This is a genomic window from Microtetraspora sp. AC03309, assembly GCF_020826795.1.
In the GTDB taxonomy this organism is placed as follows: domain Bacteria; phylum Actinomycetota; class Actinomycetes; order Streptosporangiales; family Streptosporangiaceae; genus Microtetraspora; species Microtetraspora glauca.
This window is the reverse complement of the sequence record NZ_JADDIL010000034.1, coordinates 57,971-79,745: the sequence shown is the minus strand read 5'-3', so window position 1 is coordinate 79,745 and position 21,775 is coordinate 57,971. Positions and strand designations below refer to the sequence as shown.

General features: G+C 70.8%; 23 protein-coding genes. 15 read left to right on the top strand and 8 right to left on the bottom strand.

Going from position 1 to position 21,775, the window contains the following annotated elements; genetic code table 11:
- Positions 1–4: 4 nt before the first annotated feature.
- Positions 5–709 (bottom strand): GntR family transcriptional regulator, encoded by a 705-nt coding sequence (locus IMZ11_RS21265; protein ID WP_228644110.1) that lies wholly within the window; start codon positions 707–709, stop codon positions 5–7.
- 69 nt (positions 710–778) lie between these two features.
- A complete protein-coding gene (locus tag IMZ11_RS21260; RefSeq protein WP_228644107.1) occupies positions 779–2,212 on the bottom strand; it encodes a phosphotransferase family protein in 1,434 nt (477 codons plus the stop codon).
- Positions 2,213–2,352: 140 nt separating this feature from the next.
- Between IMZ11_RS21260 and IMZ11_RS21255 the strand changes: the two genes are divergently transcribed.
- The 12 genes from IMZ11_RS21255 (at position 2,353) to IMZ11_RS21200 (ending at position 15,366) form a co-directional block, all read left to right on the top strand.
- Complete coding sequence (locus tag IMZ11_RS21255; RefSeq protein ID WP_228644105.1) at positions 2,353–3,570, top strand: CaiB/BaiF CoA-transferase family protein; 1,218 nt, start codon at positions 2,353–2,355, stop codon at positions 3,568–3,570.
- 78 nt (positions 3,571–3,648) lie between these two features.
- On the top strand, positions 3,649–4,839 hold the full coding sequence (locus tag IMZ11_RS21250; RefSeq protein ID WP_228644103.1) for an acyl-CoA dehydrogenase family protein: 1,191 nt from the start codon (positions 3,649–3,651) through the stop codon (positions 4,837–4,839).
- Positions 4,840–4,908: 69 nt separating this feature from the next.
- Complete coding sequence (locus IMZ11_RS21245) at positions 4,909–5,844, top strand: hydroxymethylglutaryl-CoA lyase (RefSeq protein ID WP_228644101.1); 936 nt, start codon at positions 4,909–4,911, stop codon at positions 5,842–5,844.
- A 50-nt stretch (positions 5,845–5,894) separates the two neighbouring features.
- The gene (locus IMZ11_RS21240; RefSeq protein ID WP_228644099.1) at positions 5,895–7,433 is read left to right on the top strand and encodes a class I adenylate-forming enzyme family protein; all 1,539 of its coding nucleotides are present in this window, start codon (positions 5,895–5,897) and stop codon (positions 7,431–7,433) included.
- 26 nt (positions 7,434–7,459) lie between these two features.
- The gene (locus tag IMZ11_RS21235; RefSeq protein WP_228644097.1) at positions 7,460–8,608 is read left to right on the top strand and encodes an SMP-30/gluconolactonase/LRE family protein; all 1,149 of its coding nucleotides are present in this window, start codon (positions 7,460–7,462) and stop codon (positions 8,606–8,608) included.
- On the top strand, positions 8,605–8,988 hold the full coding sequence (locus tag IMZ11_RS21230; RefSeq protein WP_228644095.1) for a nuclear transport factor 2 family protein: 384 nt from the start codon (positions 8,605–8,607) through the stop codon (positions 8,986–8,988). The genes IMZ11_RS21235 and IMZ11_RS21230 overlap by 4 nt, the downstream gene beginning before the upstream one ends.
- A gap of 48 nt (positions 8,989–9,036) precedes the next feature.
- The gene (locus IMZ11_RS21225; RefSeq protein ID WP_228644094.1) at positions 9,037–10,143 is read left to right on the top strand and encodes a homogentisate 1,2-dioxygenase; all 1,107 of its coding nucleotides are present in this window, start codon (positions 9,037–9,039) and stop codon (positions 10,141–10,143) included.
- Positions 10,140–11,327 carry an alpha/beta hydrolase gene (locus IMZ11_RS21220; RefSeq protein ID WP_228644093.1) on the top strand — a complete coding sequence of 396 codons (1,188 nt, stop codon included), beginning with the start codon at positions 10,140–10,142 and terminating at the stop codon, positions 11,325–11,327. The genes IMZ11_RS21225 and IMZ11_RS21220 overlap by 4 nt, the downstream gene beginning before the upstream one ends.
- A 62-nt stretch (positions 11,328–11,389) precedes the next feature.
- Positions 11,390–12,598: an acetyl-CoA C-acyltransferase gene (locus IMZ11_RS21215; RefSeq protein WP_228644091.1), complete on the top strand. Its 1,209-nt coding sequence runs from the start codon at positions 11,390–11,392 to the stop codon at positions 12,596–12,598.
- The gene (locus tag IMZ11_RS21210; RefSeq protein WP_228644089.1) at positions 12,595–13,356 is read left to right on the top strand and encodes an SDR family NAD(P)-dependent oxidoreductase; all 762 of its coding nucleotides are present in this window, start codon (positions 12,595–12,597) and stop codon (positions 13,354–13,356) included. The genes IMZ11_RS21215 and IMZ11_RS21210 overlap by 4 nt, the downstream gene beginning before the upstream one ends.
- A 43-nt stretch (positions 13,357–13,399) precedes the next feature.
- Positions 13,400–14,569, top strand: a complete 1,170-nt coding sequence (locus IMZ11_RS21205) for an acyl-CoA dehydrogenase family protein (protein ID WP_308066828.1) — start codon at positions 13,400–13,402, stop codon at positions 14,567–14,569.
- Entirely contained in the window at positions 14,566–15,366 is an 801-nt protein-coding gene (locus IMZ11_RS21200) for an enoyl-CoA hydratase/isomerase family protein (RefSeq protein ID WP_228644085.1), read from the top strand. The genes IMZ11_RS21205 and IMZ11_RS21200 overlap by 4 nt, the downstream gene beginning before the upstream one ends.
- A 167-nt stretch (positions 15,367–15,533) precedes the next feature.
- Here the strand turns inward: IMZ11_RS21200 and IMZ11_RS21195 are convergent, their stop codons facing one another.
- The 5 genes from IMZ11_RS21195 to IMZ11_RS21175 all read right to left on the bottom strand — a co-directional run bounded on the left by IMZ11_RS21195 (position 15,534) and on the right by IMZ11_RS21175 (position 18,612).
- Complete coding sequence (locus IMZ11_RS21195) at positions 15,534–15,677, bottom strand: hypothetical protein (RefSeq protein WP_228644083.1); 144 nt, start codon at positions 15,675–15,677, stop codon at positions 15,534–15,536.
- A 241-nt stretch (positions 15,678–15,918) separates the two neighbouring features.
- Positions 15,919–16,467, bottom strand: a complete 549-nt coding sequence (locus IMZ11_RS21190) for a lytic polysaccharide monooxygenase (protein WP_308066827.1) — start codon at positions 16,465–16,467, stop codon at positions 15,919–15,921.
- A 241-nt stretch (positions 16,468–16,708) separates the two neighbouring features.
- Positions 16,709–17,044 carry a hypothetical protein gene (locus IMZ11_RS21185; protein WP_228644078.1) on the bottom strand — a complete coding sequence of 112 codons (336 nt, stop codon included), beginning with the start codon at positions 17,042–17,044 and terminating at the stop codon, positions 16,709–16,711.
- An 18-nt stretch (positions 17,045–17,062) separates the two neighbouring features.
- Positions 17,063–17,533 (bottom strand): hypothetical protein, encoded by a 471-nt coding sequence (locus tag IMZ11_RS21180; RefSeq protein ID WP_228644076.1) that lies wholly within the window; start codon positions 17,531–17,533, stop codon positions 17,063–17,065.
- A 329-nt stretch (positions 17,534–17,862) separates the two neighbouring features.
- Complete coding sequence (locus IMZ11_RS21175) at positions 17,863–18,612, bottom strand: IclR family transcriptional regulator (RefSeq protein WP_228644074.1); 750 nt, start codon at positions 18,610–18,612, stop codon at positions 17,863–17,865.
- A gap of 192 nt (positions 18,613–18,804) precedes the next feature.
- On the opposite strand from IMZ11_RS21175, the gene IMZ11_RS21170 reads away from it, so the two are divergent.
- From IMZ11_RS21170 to dmpG, 3 genes are read left to right on the top strand one after another with little or no spacing between them, the layout of a single operon-like run.
- Complete coding sequence (locus IMZ11_RS21170) at positions 18,805–19,602, top strand: 2-keto-4-pentenoate hydratase (RefSeq protein WP_228644072.1); 798 nt, start codon at positions 18,805–18,807, stop codon at positions 19,600–19,602.
- 32 nt (positions 19,603–19,634) lie between these two features.
- A complete protein-coding gene (locus tag IMZ11_RS21165) occupies positions 19,635–20,558 on the top strand; it encodes an acetaldehyde dehydrogenase (acetylating) (protein ID WP_228644068.1) in 924 nt (307 codons plus the stop codon).
- The gene (dmpG, locus tag IMZ11_RS21160; RefSeq protein ID WP_228644066.1) at positions 20,555–21,568 is read left to right on the top strand and encodes a 4-hydroxy-2-oxovalerate aldolase; all 1,014 of its coding nucleotides are present in this window, start codon (positions 20,555–20,557) and stop codon (positions 21,566–21,568) included. The genes IMZ11_RS21165 and dmpG overlap by 4 nt, the downstream gene beginning before the upstream one ends.
- Positions 21,569–21,598: 30 nt before the next feature.
- Here dmpG and IMZ11_RS21155 read toward each other — a convergent pair whose 3' ends face one another.
- Positions 21,599–21,775: a hypothetical protein gene (locus IMZ11_RS21155; protein WP_228644064.1), complete on the bottom strand. Its 177-nt coding sequence runs from the start codon at positions 21,773–21,775 to the stop codon at positions 21,599–21,601.

Below are 21,775 nucleotides of genomic sequence, written 5' to 3'. Positions count from 1 at the left end.
GCGATCAGGTCGGGCGGGAGGCGAAGAGGTGCTCGGCGCCCTGCGGATGCGCCTGGATGCGCGCGATCAGCACGTCGCGGCCCTGGAGCACGTGCTCGCTCATCAGCCGCGCGGCGCGGGCGCCCTCGTGCGCGGCGATGGCGTCGCGGATCAGCCGGTGGAACAGGTGCGAGCGCTCCATCTCGCTCCTGTCGAACTGGCGGAACGCCTGGAACACCAGGGGGACGTCGACCGTACGGGCGAGAAGCTGGGCGAGCCGCTCGTGCCGGGCCGCGTGGATGATCGCGCCGTGGATGAGCCGGTTCGCCTCGCTGAGAGCCCGCACGCCTTCGAGGGTTCCGCCGGCGGCGATCTCGATCGACTCCTCGAAGAGGGCGATGCCCTCGTCGATGCGGGCGAGGTCCTCGTCGGTGATCCGGGCGGCCGCCAGCTCCGCGGCGAACGACTCGAGGAGCGCGCGCAGCGCGTAGAGGTCGGCCAGCTCCTCCACCGAGACGGAGCGCACGACCGCGCCCCGGTTGGGTTCGCTGTGGACGAGCCCCTCGGCCTCCAGCATGCGCAGCGACTCGCGCACCGGCGTGCGGGACAGCTCGAACTCCTTGGCGATGCGCTGCTCGATCAGCCGTTGCCCCGGCAGGTATCGGCCCTCGACGATCGCCTGGCGGATCTGCTCGTAGGCGGTGCGCGTGTTGCCCTTGGCCTCGGTCAACTCGTCCCCCGCTGCGCTCTGCTCCGGCCTGGTCCCGCTTCTCGCTGGATTGTACGCAATTCGGGGTGATCAGGTCGTGGGTCCGTGCACCCGGCGCGGGGCCGCCACCAGCAGCTTGTCGCGTACGGCCTCCGCCACGGCGGTCGCGACCTTCTCGCCGCGCAGGGAGCCGTCCCGGATGCGCCGGGCGAGCTCCCGGTCGTCGGCCACGCCGAGGGCGTCGAGCCGCCGGCGGTGCCCGGCGGCGAGGTCGGCGCCCATCGTGATCTCCCGCGCCGCGATCGCCAGGGAGTTGGCCGCGACCCTGGTCAGGTAGGCGGTCCTGCCCTCGACGGCCGTGAGCACTTCGCCGAGCAGGAACTCGCGTACGGCGGACACGAGTTCGGCGGCGCCGGGCGCGTCATGCGGCGGGCACGAGGCGGAGGCCCCGTCCGTCATGCCGCCGGGCACCGGAGGGGCGGGGACGCCGAGCAGGTCGAGCAGATCGCGTTCGACGGTCGCGGTGCGGCGCCCGATCGCGGCCAGCTCGACCGAGCGCTCGGCGCCGCTGCGGTGGGCGTGCGCCTGCAGCACGCAGATGACGCCCCATTTGACGTTTCCGAACACCTCCCACCAGCGCACGGCCTCGGGCGTCACGGCCCGGCTGCCGCCCGCGGCGTGATAGGCCGCGAGCACGTCCTCGATCGCGGCCACGCCGCCGGCCCGCCCCGGCCCGCCGAAACGCCAGGACCGGACGCACAGCCAGCCCAGATCCTCGGCCGGGTCGCCGACGTGGGCGAGCTCCCAGTCCAGTACGGCCCGCAGGCGGTCGCCGTCGAGGAGCAGGTTGCCCAGCCGGAAGTCGCCGTGCACGACGGCGGGTTCGGCGGGCGGCGGGCGATGGGCCTCCAGCCACGCGAACCCGATCTCCAACGCCGGATGCGGCTCGCCGAGGTCGTCGAGCACGTCGCGGTAGAACGCGAGCGGATCGCGCGCCGGCAGCTCGGGCACCGTGCCGGGGTCGATGGCATGCAGAGCGGCGAGCGCCGTACCGGCCTCCGCGGCGAACCGTTCACGGGCCCGCTGGAAGCCGGGCGCGCGGAGCAGCTCCGCCGGGCTGGACTCGCCGGGCACCCTCTCGGTCAGGACGAACTCCCCGAGCGCGGCGACGTCCGGGGACACGGCTTCCCCGGACACGGCTTCCCCGGACGCGGCTTCCCCGGACACGGGGTCGCCGCTCGCGGCGATCACCCGGGGCACGGGCACCCCGGCCGCCGCGGCGGCCCGCAGGACCGCCGCCTCGGCGTGCTGGCCGATCTGGCCGGGCACGCCGCCCGCGCGTTGCCGCTGCAGGATCAGGCCGGGACTCCCGCCGGTGAGATCGACCTGCCAGGTGGAGCGTGACGCTCCGCCGGACAGCCGCGTGAGCGCGGTGACCCCGCGGCCCTCGCCGTACGCGGTGCGCGCGAGCGTCTCGACCGCGGCGCGCAGGCTCTCGTGTTCCGTACCCGGATTCGGGGTCATCGGCTATCCCTCTGGTCGGCGTCGACTCTGGGTCGCTAGGACGTCGCAGGCGTCACTGACGTTGTAGTTGCATACCAAAATACGGTTTTCTGGCCTTCAGGGGTAGATTTTTGCCCCAGATTGCGTGCAATCTATCCGCCATGGAGAGCTCAGCGTCTTCCGGCGGCCCCCTCGCCGACGTTCGTGTACTGGAACTCGGGAGCTTCATCGCCGGCCCCTTCGCCGGCCAGCTGCTCGGCGACTACGGCGCGGACGTCATCAAGGTCGAGCCGCTCGGTGAAGGTGACGTGATGCGCCGCTGGGGCGTCGTACGCGACGGCGAGAGCCTCTGGTGGCCGAGCATCGCCCGCAACAAGAGATCCGCCGCGATCGACCTGCGCCGGCCGGAGGGGCGCGACCTGGTGCGCCGCATGGCGCGCGAGGTCGACGTGGTCCTGGAGAACTTCCGGCCCGGCACGCTCGCCGGGTGGGGCCTCGACTACGCCACGCTCGCCGCGGACCACCCCGGCCTGATCATGGTGCACGTCTCCGGGTTCGGGCAGAGCGGCCCCCGGGCCGGTGACGCCGGGTTCGGCAGCATCGGCGAGGCGATGGGCGGGATCCGGCACACCACGGGCAATCCGGACCGGCCGTCGTCGCGGGCGGGCATCAGCCTCGGCGATTCGCTGGCCTCGCTGTTCGCCGTGATCGGAACACTGGCCGCCCTGTCCGAGCGGTCACGGAGCGGCCGCGGCCAGGAGGTGGACGTGGCCATCTACGAGGCCGTCGCCGCGCTGATGGAGTCCACGATGGCCGACCACGAGCTCGCCGGAGTGACGCGCGGCCGTACCGGATCGGTCCTTCCCGGTGTCGCGCCGTCGAACGTGTATCCCACCCGCGACGGCGGCGAGGTGCTGATCGCGGCGAACGCGGACACCATCTTCGGGCGCCTCTGCAAGGCGATGGGCACGCCCGAGCTGATCACCGACGAGCGGTACGCCACCCACGAGGCGCGGGGCCGCAGCATGACCGAGCTGGACGGCCTGATCGCGCGGTGGACGGCCACGCTGGACGCGGCGGAGCTGCTGGAGATCCTCGGAGAGCACCGCATCCCGGCCGGGCGCACGTTCACGGCGGCCGACATGCTCGCCGACCCGCACTACGCCGCGCGCGAGATGGTCGTACGGCTGACCAACGCCGCGGGCCTCGAGGTGCCCGCGGCGGGCGTGGTGCCGAAGTTCTCGCGCACGCCCGGGAGCGTGCCCGCCCCGGGGCCCGCGCTCGGCGCGCACACGCGCGCGGCCCTGGCCGACCTCGCCGGAGTCGGGCCGGGCGAATGGGACCTGCTGTTGTCGTCGGGGGTAGTCGCCGGCGGCTGAGCGGCCCCGCCGGGCGCCGGCACCCCGCGTCGAAGAGACCATCCGGCACCGCCCGTGCCGACGGAGGACGAGGATCAGATGAGTTTCGAGATTCCAGCGCACGTGCGGCCGATCCGGGACGCGGTGTACGCGTTCATGACCGAGCGGGTCGAGCCCGCCGAGGAGGTGCTCGACCGCGGGGGCCCGGACGCGGCCGAGGCGCTGCGCGCCCTGCGGGCCGACGCCAAGGCCGAAGGGTTGTGGGCGCTGGGACACCCGGCGGAGATCGGCGGCGGCGGCCTCCCGTTCCTCGACTACGTGTACGTCAACGAGGTCCAGGGACGCAGCCACTACGGGCAGGTGGCACTCGGCACGCTGAGCCTGCAGGACTCGATCATGCTCGACCGCCACGCGGATCCCGCGCTGCGCGCGACGTACCTGGGACCGCTGGTGCGCGGTGAGATCACCCCGAGCTTCGCGATGACCGAGCCGGAGGTCGCGAGCTCGGATCCCACGCAGCTGGCGACGACCGCCGTGCTCGACGGCGACGAGTGGGTGATCAACGGGCACAAGTGGTTCACCACCGGGGCGGCGCAGGCGAGCTACACGACCGTGATGTGCCGGACCGAGCCGGACGCGGCCCCGCACGACGCGTTCAGCATGATCATCGTGCCGACCGAAACGCCGGGCTACCAGGTCGTCCGCGAGACCCCGACGCTGGGCGTCAGCGGCGGGCACTACGAGGTCAGGTACGACGACGTGCGCGTGCCCGCCGCCAACCTGCTCGGCGGCAGGGGCCGGGGGTTCACGATCGCGCAGGAACGGCTCGGGCCGGGCCGCATCTTCCACGCCATGCGATGGCTGGGCCAGGCCCAGCGCGCCTACGACCTGATGTGCGCCCGGCTGAACGACCGGGTGGCCTTCGGAGAGCCGCTGGCACGCAAGCAGCTCATGCAGCAGCACGTGTTCGAGTCGTACGCCGAGATCCAGGCGTGCCGCCTGCTGACCCTGCACGCCGCGCACAAGATCGACCAGGGTGACCAGGCCCGCGTGGAGATCGGCGCGATCAAGGTGGTCGGCGCCCGGATGCTGCACAACGTCATCGACCGGGCGATCCAGGCGTACGGCGCCATGGGCGTCACCGACGACACCCCGCTGAGCCTCATGTACCGCAACGCGCGGCTCGCGCGCATCTACGACGGGCCCGACGAGGTGCACGTCCACACCGTCGCGCGGCGCATCCTGCGGCGCTACGCCGGGGGCGGCGGATGGGAGTTCGGGCTGTCCTGAGACGGCCCCCTCCCAGGCCACTCCCCGCCGAAGAGCGACGCGACGACGAGCGATCAGGAGCACTTCAGAATGACCTCCGGAACCCCCACCCACCCCTTCGCCGCGGCCGTTCCCGGCGTGCACGTCGAGATCGTCGAGGTCAGTCCCCGTGACGGCCTCCAGAACGAGCCCGTCACGGTCGGCACCGAGCACAAGAAGCGGCTCGTGGAGGACCTGGTCGCCGCGGGGGTGCGCCGCATCGAGGTGACGAGCTTCGTCCGCCCGGACCGCGTACCGCAGATGGCCGACGCCGACGCGCTGATGGCGAGCCTGGAGAGCCGCCCCGGCGTCACCTTCGTCGGCCTGGTGCTCAACCGCAGGGGCGCCGAGCGGGCGATCCGCGCCGGCATCCACGAGCTGAACTACGTCGTGCCCGCCACCGACGCGTTCGGGACGCGGAACCAGGGGGTGACGACCGACGAGGCGCTGAAGCAGCTTGAGGACATCGGCGTGCTCGCCGAGCGGGCGGGGATCCCGCTCTCGGCCACCGTCGCCGTCGCCTTCGGCTGCCCGTACCAGGGAGAGGTGCCGACCGAGCGGGTCGTCGAGGTCGCGCGGCTCGCGCTCGGCACGTCGTCCGTACGTGAACTCGCGCTCGCGGACACGATCGGGTCGGGGGTGCCGCACGAGGTGTTCGAGCGGTTCACCGCGGTCCGCGAGATCTCGGACGTGCGGCTGCGCGCCCACTTCCACGACACCCGGCGTACGGCCATCGCGAACGCGCAGGCCGCGATCGCCGCGGGGGTGACCGCGCTGGACGCGAGCGCGGCCGGGCTCGGAGGGTGCCCGTTCGCGCCGGGGGCCGCGGGCAACGTCGCGACCGAGGACCTCGCCTGGGCCCTGCGGCGCGGCGGATACGACACCGGCCTGGACATCTCCGCGATCGTCGCGGCCGGCGCGCAGGCGTGCGAGCACCTGGGCACGACTCCCCGCTCCGGTGTCGCGAACGCCGGGGTCTTCCCCTAGCCGTCCGATCGCCCGTCGAGACCCGAACCCCCCCGCCGAAGGAGAACGACATGCTCGTCAGTGATGTGTTGCGCCGCAACGCGCGGCGCACTCCCGACAGGAACGCCCTGCTCATGGTCGACGGCTCGGGAGCGCGGACCTACGCCGAGCTGTACGAGCGCGCGACGCGCCTCGCCAACGCGCTGCTGGGCGTCGCCGCGCCCGGTGACCGCGTGGCGATCCTGTCCGAGAACAGCCCCGAGTACGTCGAGGCGTACTACGGCGTCCCCTCCGCGGGGATGGCGCTGACCATGCTCAACTACCGTCTGCACCCGAAGGAATGGGTGTGGATCCTCAACGACTCCGGCGCCCGCGTCCTGCTCGTCGCGCGGCCCTACCTTGAGGCGATCGCCGACCACCTGGGCGAGATCGACGCGCTGGAGCACGTCATCGTCATCGGGGACCCCGCGCCGGGCTTCCGGACGTACGACGACCTGGTCGGCGCCGCCTCCGCCGCCGTACCCGAGGTGCCCGTCGGCGCCGACGACGTCGCCTGGCTGCTCTACACCAGCGGGACGACCGGCTTCCCGAAGGGGGCGCAGCTCACTCACCGCAACCTCACCACCGCGATGATCCAGTCGGTCCTGGAGTACGACCCGACGCCGCGGACCCGGTTCCTCAACGCCATGCCGCTGTGCCACGTCGCCGGATATCTCACGCCGACGCACCAGTTCTACGGCGGGTCGGTGCTGATGATGTCCGGCTGGGACCCGGAACTGTGGATGCGGCTGGTCCAGGAGCACCGGGTCACCAGCGGCGGGTTCGCGCCGACCATGATGTCGATGCTGCTGGCCCACCCGAAGATCTGGGACTACGACCTCGGCAGCCTCGAATGGATGGGCTACGGCGCCTCCAAGATCCCGGCCGACGTGTTGCGCCGGACCATCGAGAGGTTCGGGTCGGTCGTCTACGCCGGGATGGGGATGACCGAGCTCGGCGGGAACATCCTGACCCTCGACAAGGAGGCGCACATCCGCGCCGCGAACGGCGAGGAGCACCTGCTCGACGCGGTCGGGAAGCCCATGTCGCTCGTCGACGTACGCGTGGTGAACTCGGCAGGCGAGGACTGCGCCGACGGAGAGGTCGGGGAGATCGTGGTCCAGGGCGACCAGGTCACGGTCGGCTACTTCGGGAATCCGGAGGCGACCGAGCAGGCGTTCGCCGGCGGCTGGTTCCACACCGGCGACCTCGCCAGGCGCGACGGGGAGGGGTTCCTCTATATCGTCGACCGCGCCAAGGACATGATCATCTCCGGTGGCGAGAACGTCTACTCCAGCGAGGTCGAGAACGCCGTCTACGAGCACCCGGGCGTCGCCGAGGCGGCGGTCATCGGCCTGCCCGATCCGGTCTGGGGCGAGAAGGTCGCCGTCGTCGTCGTCCGCAGGGAGGGCCACGAGGTGTCGGCGGACGACGTCGTGGGCCAGTGCACGAGCAGGCTCGCCTCCTACAAGCGGCCGCGTGAAGTGATCTTCGTGGACTCCCTGCCGAAGACGGTCAGCGGAAAGATCCGCAAGAACGACCTCCGCGAGCGGTACGGCACCGCGAAGTGAGGTCCGGACACAGGAGGTGACCAGACATGAGTACCGGCGCATCCGTGCCTGAGAGTCATGAACAGCCGCGGCCGCGGCTCTCCCGCCGATGGCTGATCCGCGGGGTGGGAGTGGCGGCCGCGGGCATCGCGGTGCTGGGCTCGGCCGGCGGCACCGCCGCCGCGGCGGCCCTCCCCGGCGGCCGTGAGGACGGCGGCCGTCAGGACAAGGGAAAGAACCCCGGGAAGGGAAAGAAAGTGAAGATCACCACGCTCGCCACCGGACTGAAGTTCCCCGAGGGCCCGGTCGCGCTCCCCAACGGTGACGTGCTCGTCGTCGAGATCCACCGCAAGACGCTGACCCGGATCACCCCGGACGGCACGACCTCGGTGGTGGCCGAACTGGGCGGCGGGCCCAACGGCGCGGCGCTCGGCCCCGACGGGCGCGTCTACGTCGCCAACAACGGCGGCATGTACGCCTTCGACGTCGGCGGCTTCGTCTTCGCCGGCGGCATCCCGGCCGACTACACGTCCGGCAGCATCCAGGCCGTCGACCTGAAGACCGGCGCGGTGGAGACCCTCTACACCGCCGCCGACGGCCATGACCTGCGCGGCCCGAACGACCTGGTCTTCGACTCCGCGGGCGGGTTCTACTTCACCGACCACGGCAAGAGCGACGGCGCCACCGGCGACAAGGGACGGCTGTTCTACGCCACCCCCGACGGAAAGTCGATCAAGCAGATCGCCGGCGGCATGGAAGGCCCCAACGGCATCGGCCTCTCGCCCGACGGAAAGCGCCTCTACGTCAGCGAGACGTACACGGCGCGGGTCTGGTGGTGGGACGTGACCGGGCCGGGGCGGATCACGGGCGGAAAGTCGCTCGGCGGCTCCGGCGGCGGCAACTTCCTCTACACGGCGGCCGACTACACCAACTTCGACTCGCTCGGCGTCGAGGCGGGCGGCAACGTCTGCGTGGCGTCGATGATCCACGCCGGGATCTCCGTGGTGAGCCCCAAGGGCGACCTGGTGGACTTCGTCGAGATCGACACCGACGGCGACCCGGGCATCACCAACATCTGCTGGGGCGGCCCCGGCATGCGGACCGCGTACATCACCGCGTCCAGCACCGGAAAGCTGCTGAAGGTCGAGTGGCCGAGGCCGGGGCTCGCGCTCAACTTCGCGGGCGGGAAGAAGTGAGCGGGATCGCCGAGACCGCGGACCGGTTCTTCGACGCCGTCTCGCGCGGGGACACGGCGGTGCTCGCGTCCCTCTACAGCCCGGACGCCGTCGTCTGGCACAACTACGACGACATCGAGCAGACGCGCGAGCAGAGCATGCGGCTGCTCTCCTGGCTGGACAGGAAGGCCGGTCCGCTGCGGTACGTGGACGTGCGCCGGATCCTGCTCGACGACGGATTCGTGCAGCAGCACGTCGTCGAGCTCGGCGGCGGGTGCGCCGGGCTGCGCATGCCCGCGATGCTGCGCGTCTTCTGCGACGACCGGCACATCCACCGGATCGAGGAGTACGTCGATCCCGGTCCGCTCAACGATCGGCTGGCGGCGACCGCGTCGCGCTGACGCGACCGTCGCCGGACCACCATCGGACGGAGACAGGAGAAGAAGGCAATGGAGTCATTCGTCCCGTTCCGCAGAGGGACCACACCCCGGAGGATCCACGCCGACCTCGACGGCCTCAAGGACGACGAGCTGGGACGCGCCGGATTCACCGGCCGAACCGCGCATCTCTACCGGCGGCACGACCCGACCCGGTACCGCAGCGAAGGGCCGCTGGCCCCCGTAGACGTCAGCGTGGACGCGCTGACGCCCACGGACAGGGACGATCCCGCCGGCGAGTCGCTGCTCCTCTTCAGCAACGCCGACTGCCGGATCTCGCTGAGCGCGCGGACCGAGGCGCCGCCGTTCTACGTGCGCAACGTGGACGGTGACGAGCTGCACTTCGTGCACAGCGGTACGGGGAGCTTCGTCACCGAGTTCGGCACGCTCGCGTACCGGCCGGGCGACTACGTCTACATCCCCAAGGCGACCACGTACCGGCAGATCCCTGACGACGGCGGATCCCGCGTGCTGGTCGTCGAGGCGGTGGAGGAGTTCCGCGTCCCGGAGGCCGGCGTCCTCGGCCGGCACTTCCCCTTCGACGGCGGGCTCGTCGTGACCCCCGAGGCCGCCGTCGTGGAGGACGACGGGCGCGACGAGTACGAGGTCCGGCTGTACCACTCCGGGCAGCACACCTCGATCTACTACCCGCACGACCCGTGCGACGCGGAGGGCTGGCGGGGAGACAACTTCCCGTTCACCTTCAACATCGACGACTACGACGTGCTCACCTCGGAGAGCGTGCACCTGCCGCCCACCGTCCACCTGTTCATGCAGGCCACGGGTGTGTACGTCATGAACTTCCTGCCGAGGCCGGCAGAGAGCGTCCCGGGCACCGAACGGTTCCCCTGGTACCACCGCAACGTCGACTACGACGAGATCGCCTTCTACCACGGGGGAAGCGTCTTCGGGATCGACATGCCGCCCGGCCTCATCTCGCACGCGCCGCAGGGCGTGCACCACGGCGCGCCCGAGAAGGCCCGTGAGCGGTCCCGGCGCCGCTTCGACCGGGACACCCGGGTCGAATGGAAGATCATCGCGGTCGACACACGGCGGCGGCTGGTGCCCAGCGAGGCCGTGCTCGCGGCGGCCGCCGCGGAACCGGAGGTGGAGGCATGACCACGGACACGACGTTCGGCTACGACCGCATCCCGTACCTCGTGGTGTTCGACGACGAGTCCCCCTACCGGGACACGTACGGCGGGCCGAGCGAGATCGTCGCCCTGGAGAGCTACCTGCTACGGCCGCGCGGCGTGGAGTCGGACACCGTCATCGTGTTCATGCACCCCATCGGGGGCGGGGCCTACCTGCCGATGATGAACAGCCTGGCCCGCGCCGGACACCACGTCATCTACTGCGGCAGCCGTTACCGGGGCGTCGACAGCGCGCTGATCATGGAGAAGGTGGTCCAGGACCTCGGGGCCTGCGTCCGCGACGCCCGCGAGCGGCTCGGCTACGCCAAGGTCGTGCTGGCCGGATGGAGCGGCGGCGGCGCGCTGTCGCTGTTCTACCAGCAGCAGGCGCAGCACCCGACCATCACGGCCACCCCCGCGGGCGACCCGCTGGACCTCACCAGGTCCGGCCTGACCCCCGCCGACGGGATCATGCTGCTCGCCGCGCACGTCAGCCGGCACGGGACCATGACCGAATGGCTGGACGCGTCGATCCTGGACGAGTCCGACCCGGACGTCCGCGATCCGGAGCTCGACCTCTACGACCCGGAGAACCCGAACCGTCCCCCGTACACCGCGGAGTTCGTCGAGCGGTACCGCGCGGCGCAGATCGCCCGCAACCGCACGATCACCGCGTGGGTCAGGCAGCGGCTCGACGATCTGCGCGCCTCCGGCCGCGAGTTCGAGGAGCGCGCGTTCGTCGTGCACGGGACGATGGCCGACCCGCGCTGGCTCGACCCCGCGATCGACCCCAACGACCGGGTCCCCGGCCGGTGCTACCTGGGCGACCCGCGCCTGGTCAACAACGGCCCGGTCGGGCTGGCGCGTTTCTGCACGCTGCGGAGCTGGCTGTCGCAGTGGAGCTACGACGACGCCAACGGCGACGGCGTCCGGTGCGCCGAGGACCTGCGCGTCCCCGCGCTGGTGATCGGCAACAGCGCCGACGACGCGTGCACCCCGAGCCACACCCGGCGCCTCTTCGAGGCGGTCGGCCACCCGGACCGGACGCTGCACGTGGTCAAGGGCGCCACGCACTACTACGCGGGGCCGGACCAGCGGCCGATGCTCGGCGAGGCCATCGGAGTGATCTCCGGGTGGCTGGCCGAACGCGGATTCGCCGCGCGGATCTGACCCCCGATTCTCCCGATCGACCTGTCGCGGCCCGCACCCGGACGCGACCAGAGAGGATTCCCATGTCGGAAGCAGTCATCGTCGAGGCGGTGCGCACGGCCACGGGCAGGCGGCACGGGTCCTTGTCCGGCTGGCACCCGGCCGAACTCGCCGCCAGGACGCTCTCCGCGCTCCAGGAGAGGACCGGCCTCGATCCCGCCGTCGTCGACGACGTGATCATGGGGTGCGTCACCCAGAACGGCCTGCAGAGCACGAACATCGCCCGCACCACCGTCCTCGCGGCCGGCTGGCCGGAGACCGTCCCCGGCACCACCATCGACCGCCAGTGTGGCTCCTCGCAGCAGGCGGTCCACTTCGCCGCCCAGGCGATCATGGCCGGATCGTGTGACGTGGTGGTCGCCGCCGGCATCGAGTGCATGTCGACCGTCCCGATGTTCTCCAACGCCCCCGACGGCGACATCCTCGCCGTGTACGGAGAGGTGGCGCGTGCCCGCTACGCGGACCGCGAGGTGTACGGCACCTGCGGGCTCGTGCCGCAGGGTCTCGCGTCCGACCTGGTGGCGGAGCGGTGGGACATCGGCAGGGAGGAGCTCGACGCCTACGGCCTGCTCAGCCAGCGGCGCGCGGCGGCGGCGCGGGCCGAGGGCCGGTTCGACCGGGAGATCGTCCCCGTGCCGCGCAGGCTGCGCGACCGCGAGACCGGCGAGGTGACCGAGCCGGGCGGCACCCTGACCGCCGACGAGTGCGTCCGGGAGACCTCGGCCGAGGCGCTGGCCGGGCTCAAGCCCGCCTTCCATCCCGAAGGCAGGATCACGGCCGGCAACTCGTCGCAGATCGCCGACGGGGCGTCCGCCGTCCTCGTCATGAGCGCGGAGAAGGCGCGCGCCCTCGGCCTGCGCCCGCGCGCGGTGATCCGGCACATGACCGTCGTCGGCTCCGATCCGGTCGAGATGCTGACCGGCCCGATCCCGGCGACCCGGCGGATCCTCGACCGGGCCGGGATGAGCGTCGGCGACATCGACCTCTTCGAGGTCAACGAGGCCTTCGCCTCGGTCGTGCTCGCCTGGCAGCGGGAGGTGGGCGCCGACCCCGCCAGGGTCAACGTCAACGGCGGCGCCATCGCCCTCGGGCACCCGCTCGGCGCCTCCGGCACCCGGCTGATGACCACGCTGCTGCACGAGCTCGAGCGCACCGGCGGCCGGTACGGCCTGCAGACGATGTGCGAGGGCGGCGGCATGGCCAACGCCACGATCATCGAGAGGGTGTCGTGACCGGGGTCGCCCACGTCATCGACCTGAGCGGCAAGGTCGCGGTCGTCACCGGCGCGTCGAGCGGGCTGGGGCGCCGGTTCGCCCTGGTCCTGGCCCGCGCCGGGGCGACCGTGGTGGCCGCCGCACGGCGAGTGGACCGGCTCGACGACCTCGCCGCCGGGCAGGAAGGGATCGTGCCGCACCGGTGCGACGTCACCGGCGAGGACGACCGCACGGCGCTGATCGCCCGCGCCGACGAGCTCGGCGGGGTGGACATCCTGGTCAACAACGCCGGATGGGCCGATCCGCTGCCCGCGTACGAGCATCCGGTGGAGTCGTTCCGCGAGACGCTCGACATCGACCTGACCGCGCTGTTCCGGCTCAGCGCGCTCGCGGGAAGGTCGATGTCGGCGCGCGGGGGCGGATCCGTCGTCAACATCGCGTCGATCCTCGGCCTGGTCGGGTCGGCGCCCGTCACCCAGGCGGCGTACGGCGCGGCCAAGGGCGCCGTGATCAGCCTCACCCGGCATCTGGCCTGCGAATGGGCCCGCGACGGGGTCCGGGTCAACGCGATCGCGCCGGGCTGGTTCCCCAGCGAGCTGACCGAGCGGATGCTGGCCGACGAGAGCGCGAGCCGGTGGATCAGGCGCAACACCCCGATGGGCCGTCCGGGCCGTCCGGAGGAACTCGACGGCGTGTTGTTGCTGCTCGCCGGTCCCGGCGGGGCCTTCATCACCGGGCAGACCATCGCCGTGGACGGCGGCTGGACCGCACGGTGAATCAGACACGGTGAGCGGGCGATGAGAAGGAGGAGTGATGGCCGTGCGTCGTGACCTGTTCGACGAGACCCACGAGGCGTTCCGCGACAGTTTCCGGGCGTTCGTGCGGGCGGAGATCGAGCCGTACCACGAGAAGTGGGAGGCCGAGGGCCGGGTCGACAAGGAGATGTTCCGCGCAGCCGGGGAGAAGGGCTTCCTCGGCATGGCGGTGCCGGAGGAGTACGGCGGCATGGGCGAGCCGGACTTCCGCTACAACGTGATCATCTCGGAGGAGCTGCAACGGGCCAACGTCATCGGCTCGGGCATGTGCATCACGCTGCACAACGACATCGTGCTGCCGTACCTGCTCACGGCGACCACGCACGAGCAGCGGGCCCGCTGGCTGCCGGGCATGGTCACCGGCGAGACGATGGGCGCGATCTCCATGACCGAGCCCGGTGCGGGGTCGGATCTGGCGTCCATCCGCACGACCGCGACGCCCGACGACGATCACTACGTGGTCAACGGGTCGAAGACGTTCGTCACCAACGGTCTGAACTCCGACCTCGTCGTGGTGGCCGTCAAGACCGACCCCGAGCAGCGCCACCGGGGGATCAGCCTGCTCGTGGTGGAGGAGGGCACACCCGGCTTCACCCGGGGGCGCCGCCTGCGCAAGATCGGCCTGCACAGCCAGGACACGGCGGAGCTGTTCTTCGACGACGCGCGCGTGCCCGCGGCGAACCTGCTCGGCGAGCCGGGGACCGGCTTCACCACGCTGATGAGGAACCTGGCGCAGGAGCGGCTGGCGCTGTCGGTCTCGGCGATCAGCGGCGCGCGCGCCGTCCTCGACTGGACGATCGCCTACTGCCGTGAGCGCACGGCCTTCGGCAGCCGGCTCTCCTCCTTCCAGAACACCAAGTTCGTCCTCGCCGAGCTGACCACGGCCACCGAGGTCGCCCAGGTGTACGTCGACCACCTCGTCCGCCGCCACCTGGCCGGCGAGGTCGAGGCCGAGGACGCGGCCAAGGCCAAGTGGTGGACCACCGAACTGCAGCAGGACGTGGTCAACCGCTGCCTGCAACTGCACGGCGGTTACGGGTTCATGCAGGAGTACCCCGTCGCCCGGGCGTTCCTGGACGCGCGGGTGCAGACCATCTACGCCGGCACCAACGAGATCATGAAGGAGATCATCGGAAGGTCCATCGACTCCCCGGCGCGGGGTGACCGCGGATGAGCGCCGACCGGGACGACCGTGCCGACCGGGACGACCGTGCCGACCGGGACGGCCGCGTCGACCGCGAAACGCGGGACGGCGTCGTGACGATCACCCTGAACCGTCCGGACAAGCTCAACGCCATGACCGACGCGATGTGGAGCACCCTGGACGCGACGCTGGCCGAGCTGTCGGCGGATCCGGAGACGCGCGTGGTGGTGATCGCCGGGGCGGGCGGCGCGTTCTGCGGCGGATCGGACGTCGGCGGCCTCCTGGACGACCTCGACGCGCTGCCTGACAGGATGCGGGTCTCGAACCGGTGCGTCCTGGCCGTGCACGAGGCGCCGTTCCCCACCGTGGCGATGGTCGACGGAGTCGCGGCCGGCTCGGGCGCGAACCTCGCGCTGGCGTGCGACTTCGTGGTGGCCAGCGACCGGTCCCGCTTCCTCCAGCTGTTCGTACGGCGCGGGCTGTCGCTGGACAGCGGGGCCAGCTGGCTGCTGCCCAGGCTGGTGGGAGACAGGAGAGCACGCCGGCTGGCACTCCTCGGCGACTCCCTCGACGCGGCGACCGCTCTGGTGTGGGGGATGATCAACACGGTCGTCCCGCCGGAGCGGCTGGACGCGGAGGTCACGGCGCTCACCGACCGGCTCCGCGGGTTCTCGCCGAAGGCGCTGGCCGGGTCCAAGAAGCTGCTCGGCGCCGCCTGGGACAGCGACCTGGCGGAGGCGCTGGAGGCGGAGATCGCCAACCAGGTCGACGTGATCGCCTCGCCCGAGGCCCAGGCGGCCATCGGCGACTTCCTGCGCCCCCGCTGACCGCCTGCTCCTCACGGTGTACGGTCTCCGGCCTCGCCGTGCGGCACCCTCGGCACTCTCGACGCATCCGTGGGGGACGACCTCCTGCCGCCGCCGGGCTCTCCCGCAGGGGTCACACCGGCCGAGGCGCAAGGTTCCGGTCTTCCCGCCCTCGTTCACCGTGTCCGTCACTGCCGCCCCCGCATGTCCCACAGGCACACCGCGTTGCCCGTGCCGATCACCGTTCCGTACGGGAGCACCTCGCCGACGTCCTCCGGCCGGCCGAGCGCCGACAACATCCAGGAGAGGCTGCCCGCCTTGGTCTCCGACACCAGGCCCTGGCCCACTCCAACACGTCTGCGCGAGATCGACGGAGAGGAGCAGCCCGGCGGCGCGCACGCCGCGGTCTGCCCCTCTGCGAGCGAAGGGCGCCCGGCCACCGGGCGCCCTTCGCGTCGTGATGGGGACCTCCGAACTCCCGGGGACACCTACGGTGGTCTCTGGGAGGGCGAGGCGCTCTACCGGCTGTCGTGTCTCGCCGGGAGCGGGCGCCGATCGGGGCCCCGGTGCGGGCTAGCTGAGGTCGAGGTCGATGACCTGGTAGAAGGCGTTGCCGGTGTCGGCGATCTCCCATACCGCCAGGAGTACGTGGTAGCCCCTGTGCTCCTCGGGCAGGCGGACGCGATGGACGGTCGGGTTGCTCGGGATGAGGTCGTCGTGCGCCCAGTACGGCTGAGCCGCGTTCTGGATCGTCGCGATCGGAGTGTGGTCGAACTGCGCCCGCGCCAGGGGCTTCTTCGGATCCCAGCTGCTGGTCGTGAGGAAGTAGTTCCATCGGCGGGTCTTGTGCGGCGCGTGCATGTGCCAGGTGATCTCGAGTTCCTGGCCGGCGCGCGCCGCGTGCTTGGTCCAGTCCGCCCGTGGCTCGTCGAGTGCGGAGGCGAAGTCGAGACCGGCGCTCGCGATCCTGCCGTCGACGGGAGGTGTGTTGTTGGCGACGTCGTCGGGGGCGTAGGGGTCATGCAGGCCGGCCTGCAGAGCCGGGAAGAACTTCCCCGCCTCCAGCGCGGCGGCCTGCCAGGCTGAGAGGTGGATATCGGCCCTGGACCGCGGGTTGCTCACACTTCCATGTCGCGGTGTCGCTCGTTCGGACATGCTTCCTCCTCAGTGGTGCCAGAGTCACCTTCCCCATCTCGGCTACCCAGAGTGTTTGTGTGATTACCCCAGGTCGCGGTATGTAGCGCACCATGGGAATGAGGCGCCAGGATGGCAGCATCTCCTGATGCCTTCGGAGATCTCGGACCATGACGGAGACCGCTACTGGTAGCGGTTCACTTCGGGCGATGGATCGGCAAGTAACGGATCACGCATCCGTGTCCTTCGGATGGCGGGGCGAGGCGTAGATCAGCCACACGGTACACATCCCGTCGTCGATGACGTACCGGACGCGACCTCCACTTGTGACCTCGAACTCCCACTGTTCGAGATCCTTACCGTTGTGGCGGTGAATCGCGAGGTCGCCACGGAGACGATGCTGGCGCTCGTGATCGGTGCGCGAGCGTGGATCCGTGCGCAAGGCTTCAAGACAGCGCCGTGCGTTGGCCAGGGCGTGCCTGCACAGTTCCTCCCACCCCCTTGCCGCATCACCGGTGGCGAAGCGAACGTCCCACTCATCGTCAAGAGGGGGGAACGGTGACACGATCCCCTCGTTTGGGACTCATACAGAGACCTCAACCGGTCCGAAGTCTCCGCTCGTAGGCTTACGCGCGTCCGCGTACTCCGCTGGGTCCGCCTTGATCCGAGCCGTCGCCCGCCAGCCCGCGATCACTTCTTCGGCCCTGTTGTCCAAGTCCAACTCTGCGGCGTCAGACAGAGCTTCGACCAGTTCGAACGTAAAGTTCCGTATTTCGTCCGTGGTGAGGTGGCGGACCCAGGGGAAGACCTCAGGCATCGCGATAGCCAACGTCCTGGCCGTCGGATCGTGTTTGAGAAGCGCGAGGAACAAGCGGGACGCCGTCGCGAGCGTCCGGTCTCGCTGCTCCTCGCGGTCCGCGGCCGTCAGATAGAAGTCCGGTGCATCCCGATGAGTGACACGTACCCGCCCCAGCCGTGTCGCCCGCTCCGCGACCGCTCGCGGGTTCCTCGACAAGTCTGAGAACGTCACCGACTCTGCGTGGCTCGCGCTCATATCTCAATCATAGTCAGAACGTATTCTGATATACATCCTGATTGGCTGGAGACAGCTCTGGCCCTTGATCGTCACCGGCAAGCCGGGCCACCACGGACCAGGATCAGTCAGTTACCGCAGGTCCACGCCTCGCCGGAGGTGAGGCCGATCGGGCATGCGACGCCCCTGCCTCCGATGCCGCAGTAGCCGCCCGGGTTCCGCTCCGGGCACTCGACGTACATGAAGTCGGACGAGGCGTGGGACTTCGAGCTGAGCGAGTCCTCGACGTCGGGCTGATGACAGCCGGTGCGGAGTCGTCGACAGCGGTTCCCGGAGGGCGGGTGCCGGTCTCAGATGGACCGGGTCAGTGCCCGTGAGATGCCCAGCGCGGCGGTCTTCACGGCCGGGGCCAGCCTGGCGGGGTGGAAGCGGGCCACCGGGACCGAGACCGACAACGCGGCCACGACCGCCGCGTCCTTGAAGATCGGCGCCGCGATGCACGCGCTCCCGATCTGCGACTCCTCGCGTTCGTGGGCCAGCCCCTGGATATGGATCTGCCCGATCTCCTCGTCGAGACGCTCCGGGTCCACGATCGAGCGCGGGGTGAGCCTGCGCAGCGGCCGGGAGAGCACCTCGTCGAGAAGGTCCTGGCCGGAGTAGGCCAGCAGCGCCTTTCCCACACCGGTGCAGGTGAGCGGCAATCGCCCGCCGACGGCGGAGGGCAGGGCGAGCGACTCGTGGCCGCGGATCTTCTCCACGTACACCACGTCCAGCCCGTCGCGTACGCCGAGGTGGATCGTCTCCCGGGTGGCCTCGTAGAGGTCGTGCATGAACGGCAGCGCGGCATGCCGCAGGTCGCGTTCGAGAGGGACGATGCTGCCCAGCTCGAACAGGCGCCGGCCGAGGTAGTAGCGGTCGTTCCTGCGCGTGACGACCCCGAGCGCGGTCAGGTCGGCGAGCAGCCGGAAGGCCGTGGACTTGGCCAGATGGCAGCGCTGGGCGACGTCGATCAGGCGGAGCGGGCCTCCCGTGGGGCGGAACGCGTCCAGCACCAGCCACGTCTTCTCCAGCATCGAGAGTCGATCCTGGTTCCGTGTCACGGAACCATTGTTGCCCATGGTTGTCGTGAACCGGTACCCATATGACCAGTGGCAGGAGCATTGAGCTGCGATCCGAGATCCGGAACCGGTGAGGTTATCGCCGGAGTGTGACCGCATCCGCTACTCACGGGTTCCGGCATACGGAACCGGGCTCTGTCGAGCCGACATCACACGACCAAGCAGGAGCAACCGATGAACGATGAAAGATCTGATGCCGTGCCAGTTCACGGCCAGGCGGCCGACCGGCTCCTTTCGGCCGCGGCATCGGGCAGGCCGTGCGCTCCCGTCCGGGATCTGATCAGCACGGCCGCCGACGGCTACGCCGTACAGGAGATCAACACGCGGCGGGCGCTGGCCGACGGACGCCGTCTGGTCGGCCGGAAGATCGGCATCACGAACCCGGCGGTGCAACGGCAGTTCGGCATCGACCAGCCCGACTTCGGCGTGCTGTTCGCCGACATGTGGCACCCCGACGGGCTGCCCATCCCGTACGGCCGTTTCCTCCAGCCCCGCGCGGAGGCGGAGATCGCGCTGGTGATCGACGCGGACCTCCGCGGCGGCCCGTTCACGGTGGCCGACGTGATGCGGGCGGTCGAGTTCGTGCTCCCGGCCATCGAGATCGTGGACTCCAGGATCGCGGACTGGGACATCACCCTGGCCGACACGATCGCGGACAACGCCTCCAGCGGAGGCTTCGTCCTCGGGAACACCCCCGTGGCTCTCACGGGACTGGACCTGAAGACGGCGACGATGAGCATGACCAGGAACGGCCAGGAGGTCTCCACCGGCTCGGGAGCCGCCTGCCTGGGCCACCCTCTCAACGCGGCGGTCTGGCTCGCCGACACCCTCGGCCGTACGGACTTCCCGCTGCGGGCCGGTGACATCGTGCTGACCGGCGCGCTCGGGCCGGTGGTGCCCGTCGAGCGCGCGGACGTGTTCGAGGCGCGCGTCGAGGGCGTCGGCTCCGTGACCGCGGTCTTCGGATCATGAAGCAGGAATGAGAGGAAAGCGGTGAAGGACCAGTGAAAATCGCGATCATCGGGTCGGGCAACATCGGGACCGACCTCATGTTCAAGGCGTTGTTGTCGAAGAAGATCGAGGTCGTGGCCATGGCCGGCATCGACCCCGCGTCCGACGGCCTGGCCAGGGCGCGCAGGCGCGGGCTCGCCGTCACCGCCGAGGGTGTCGACGGGCTGGTGCGGCTGCCGGAGTTCGATGACGTGGACATCGTCCTCGACGCCACCTCGGCCGGGGCGCACCGGCACAACGCCGCCGTCGTCCAGGGGTACGGCAAGCGGGTCATCGACCTGACCCCCGCGGCCATCGGCCCCTACGTGGTGCCGTTGGTCAACCTCGACCAGCACCTGGCGGCGCCCAACCTGAACATGGTGACCTGCGGCGGGCAGGCCACGATCCCCATCGTGGCGGCGGTGTCCTCGCGGACGCCGGTCCGCTATGCCGAGATCGTCGCCTCCATCGCCTCGAAGTCGGCGGGGCCGGGGACCAGGGCGAACATCGACGAGTTCACCGAGACCACCGCGGCCGCCATCGAGCAGGTCGGCGGCGCGGAGCGCGGCAAGGCGGTCATCGTCCTCAATCCCGCCGAGCCGCCCCTGATCATGCGGGACACCGTCTACTGCCTGGTCGACGACTGCGACGAGGCGGCGGTGGCGGGAGCCGTGGAGGACATGGTCGCGCGCGTGCGCGAGTACGTCCCCGGATACCGGCTCAAGCAGAAGGTCCAGTTCAGCTCGATCGGCCGGGACGAGCCGGTGTGGACGCTGGCACCGGGAAGCAGGGGCGGTACGAAGGTGACCGTGTTCCTTGAGGTGGAGGGTGCCGCCCACTATCTCCCCGCGTACGCGGGAAACCTCGACATCATGACCTCGGCCGCCCTGCGTACGGCGGAGCGGCTCGCCGAACTGGGGACGGGAGTGGCCGCATGACCAGGATCTACGTGCAGGATGTGACGTTGCGGGACGGCATGCACGCCATCCGGCACCGCTACACCCTCGACCAGGCCGTGGAGATCGCCAGGGCGCTCGACGCCGCTGGAGTGGCCGCCATCGAGGTGTCGCACGGCGACGGCCTCGCCGGAGGCAGCTTCAACTACGGCCCGGGCGCGCACACGGACGAGGAGTGGATCGAGGCCGTGGCGGGAGCCGTACGGCACGCGAAGCTGACCACGCTGCTGCTGCCCGGCATCGGCACGGTCAAGGACCTCCGCCGGGCGCACGCCCTCGGGGTCACCTCCGTGCGGATCGCCACGCACTGCACCGAGGCCGACATCGCGGCCCAGCACATCGCCACCGCCCGCGAGCTGGGGATGGACGTGGCGGGCTTCCTGATGATGTCCCACATGGCCGACCCCGATGTGCTGGCCGGGCAGGCCAGGCTGATGGAGTCATACGGCGCGCACTGCGTCTATGTCACCGACTCGGGCGGCGGCTTGACCATGGACGGCGTGCGCGACCGTATCCGGGCCTACCGTGACGCGCTGCGACCGGAAACCGAGATCGGTGTCCACGCCCACCACAACCTGAGCCTGGGTGTGGCCAACTCGGTCGTCGCGGTGGAGAACGGCTGCCATCGTGTCGACGCCTCGCTGGCGGGGATGGGGGCGGGCGCGGGCAACGCGCCGCTGGAGGTGTTCGTGGCCGTCGCCGACCTGATGGGCTGGGAGCACGGCTGTGACCTTTACGCGCTGATGGACGCCGCCGACGATCTCGTCAGGCCGCTTCAGGACCGTCCGGTACGGGTGGACAGGGAGACGCTGACGCTCGGGTACGCCGGGGTGTACTCCAGCTTCCTGCGGCACGCCGAGGCGGCCTCGGCCCGCTACGGCGTGGACACCCGCGCGATCCTCACCGAGGTGGGCCGCCGCCGGATGGTCGGCGGCCAGGAGGACATGATCGTGGACATCGCGCTCGACCTGGCGAACCGGGCCACGCCCTGACCGCCTGAGCAGGGGTGCCCGCGTGGCGGCCTATTCCTCGGAGGGTTCCTCCACGTCGTCGGACGAGTCGGCGCCCGGTACGTACCAGCCCTTCCAGGGGCCGTCCTCGGGATCGCCCTCGGCGTCTGGGGACTGGGCCAGCGGGGGCAGCCAGTCCAGATCGCCACCGCGCGGGTACCGGCTTCCCGGTGTCCAGATGTTCGTCAT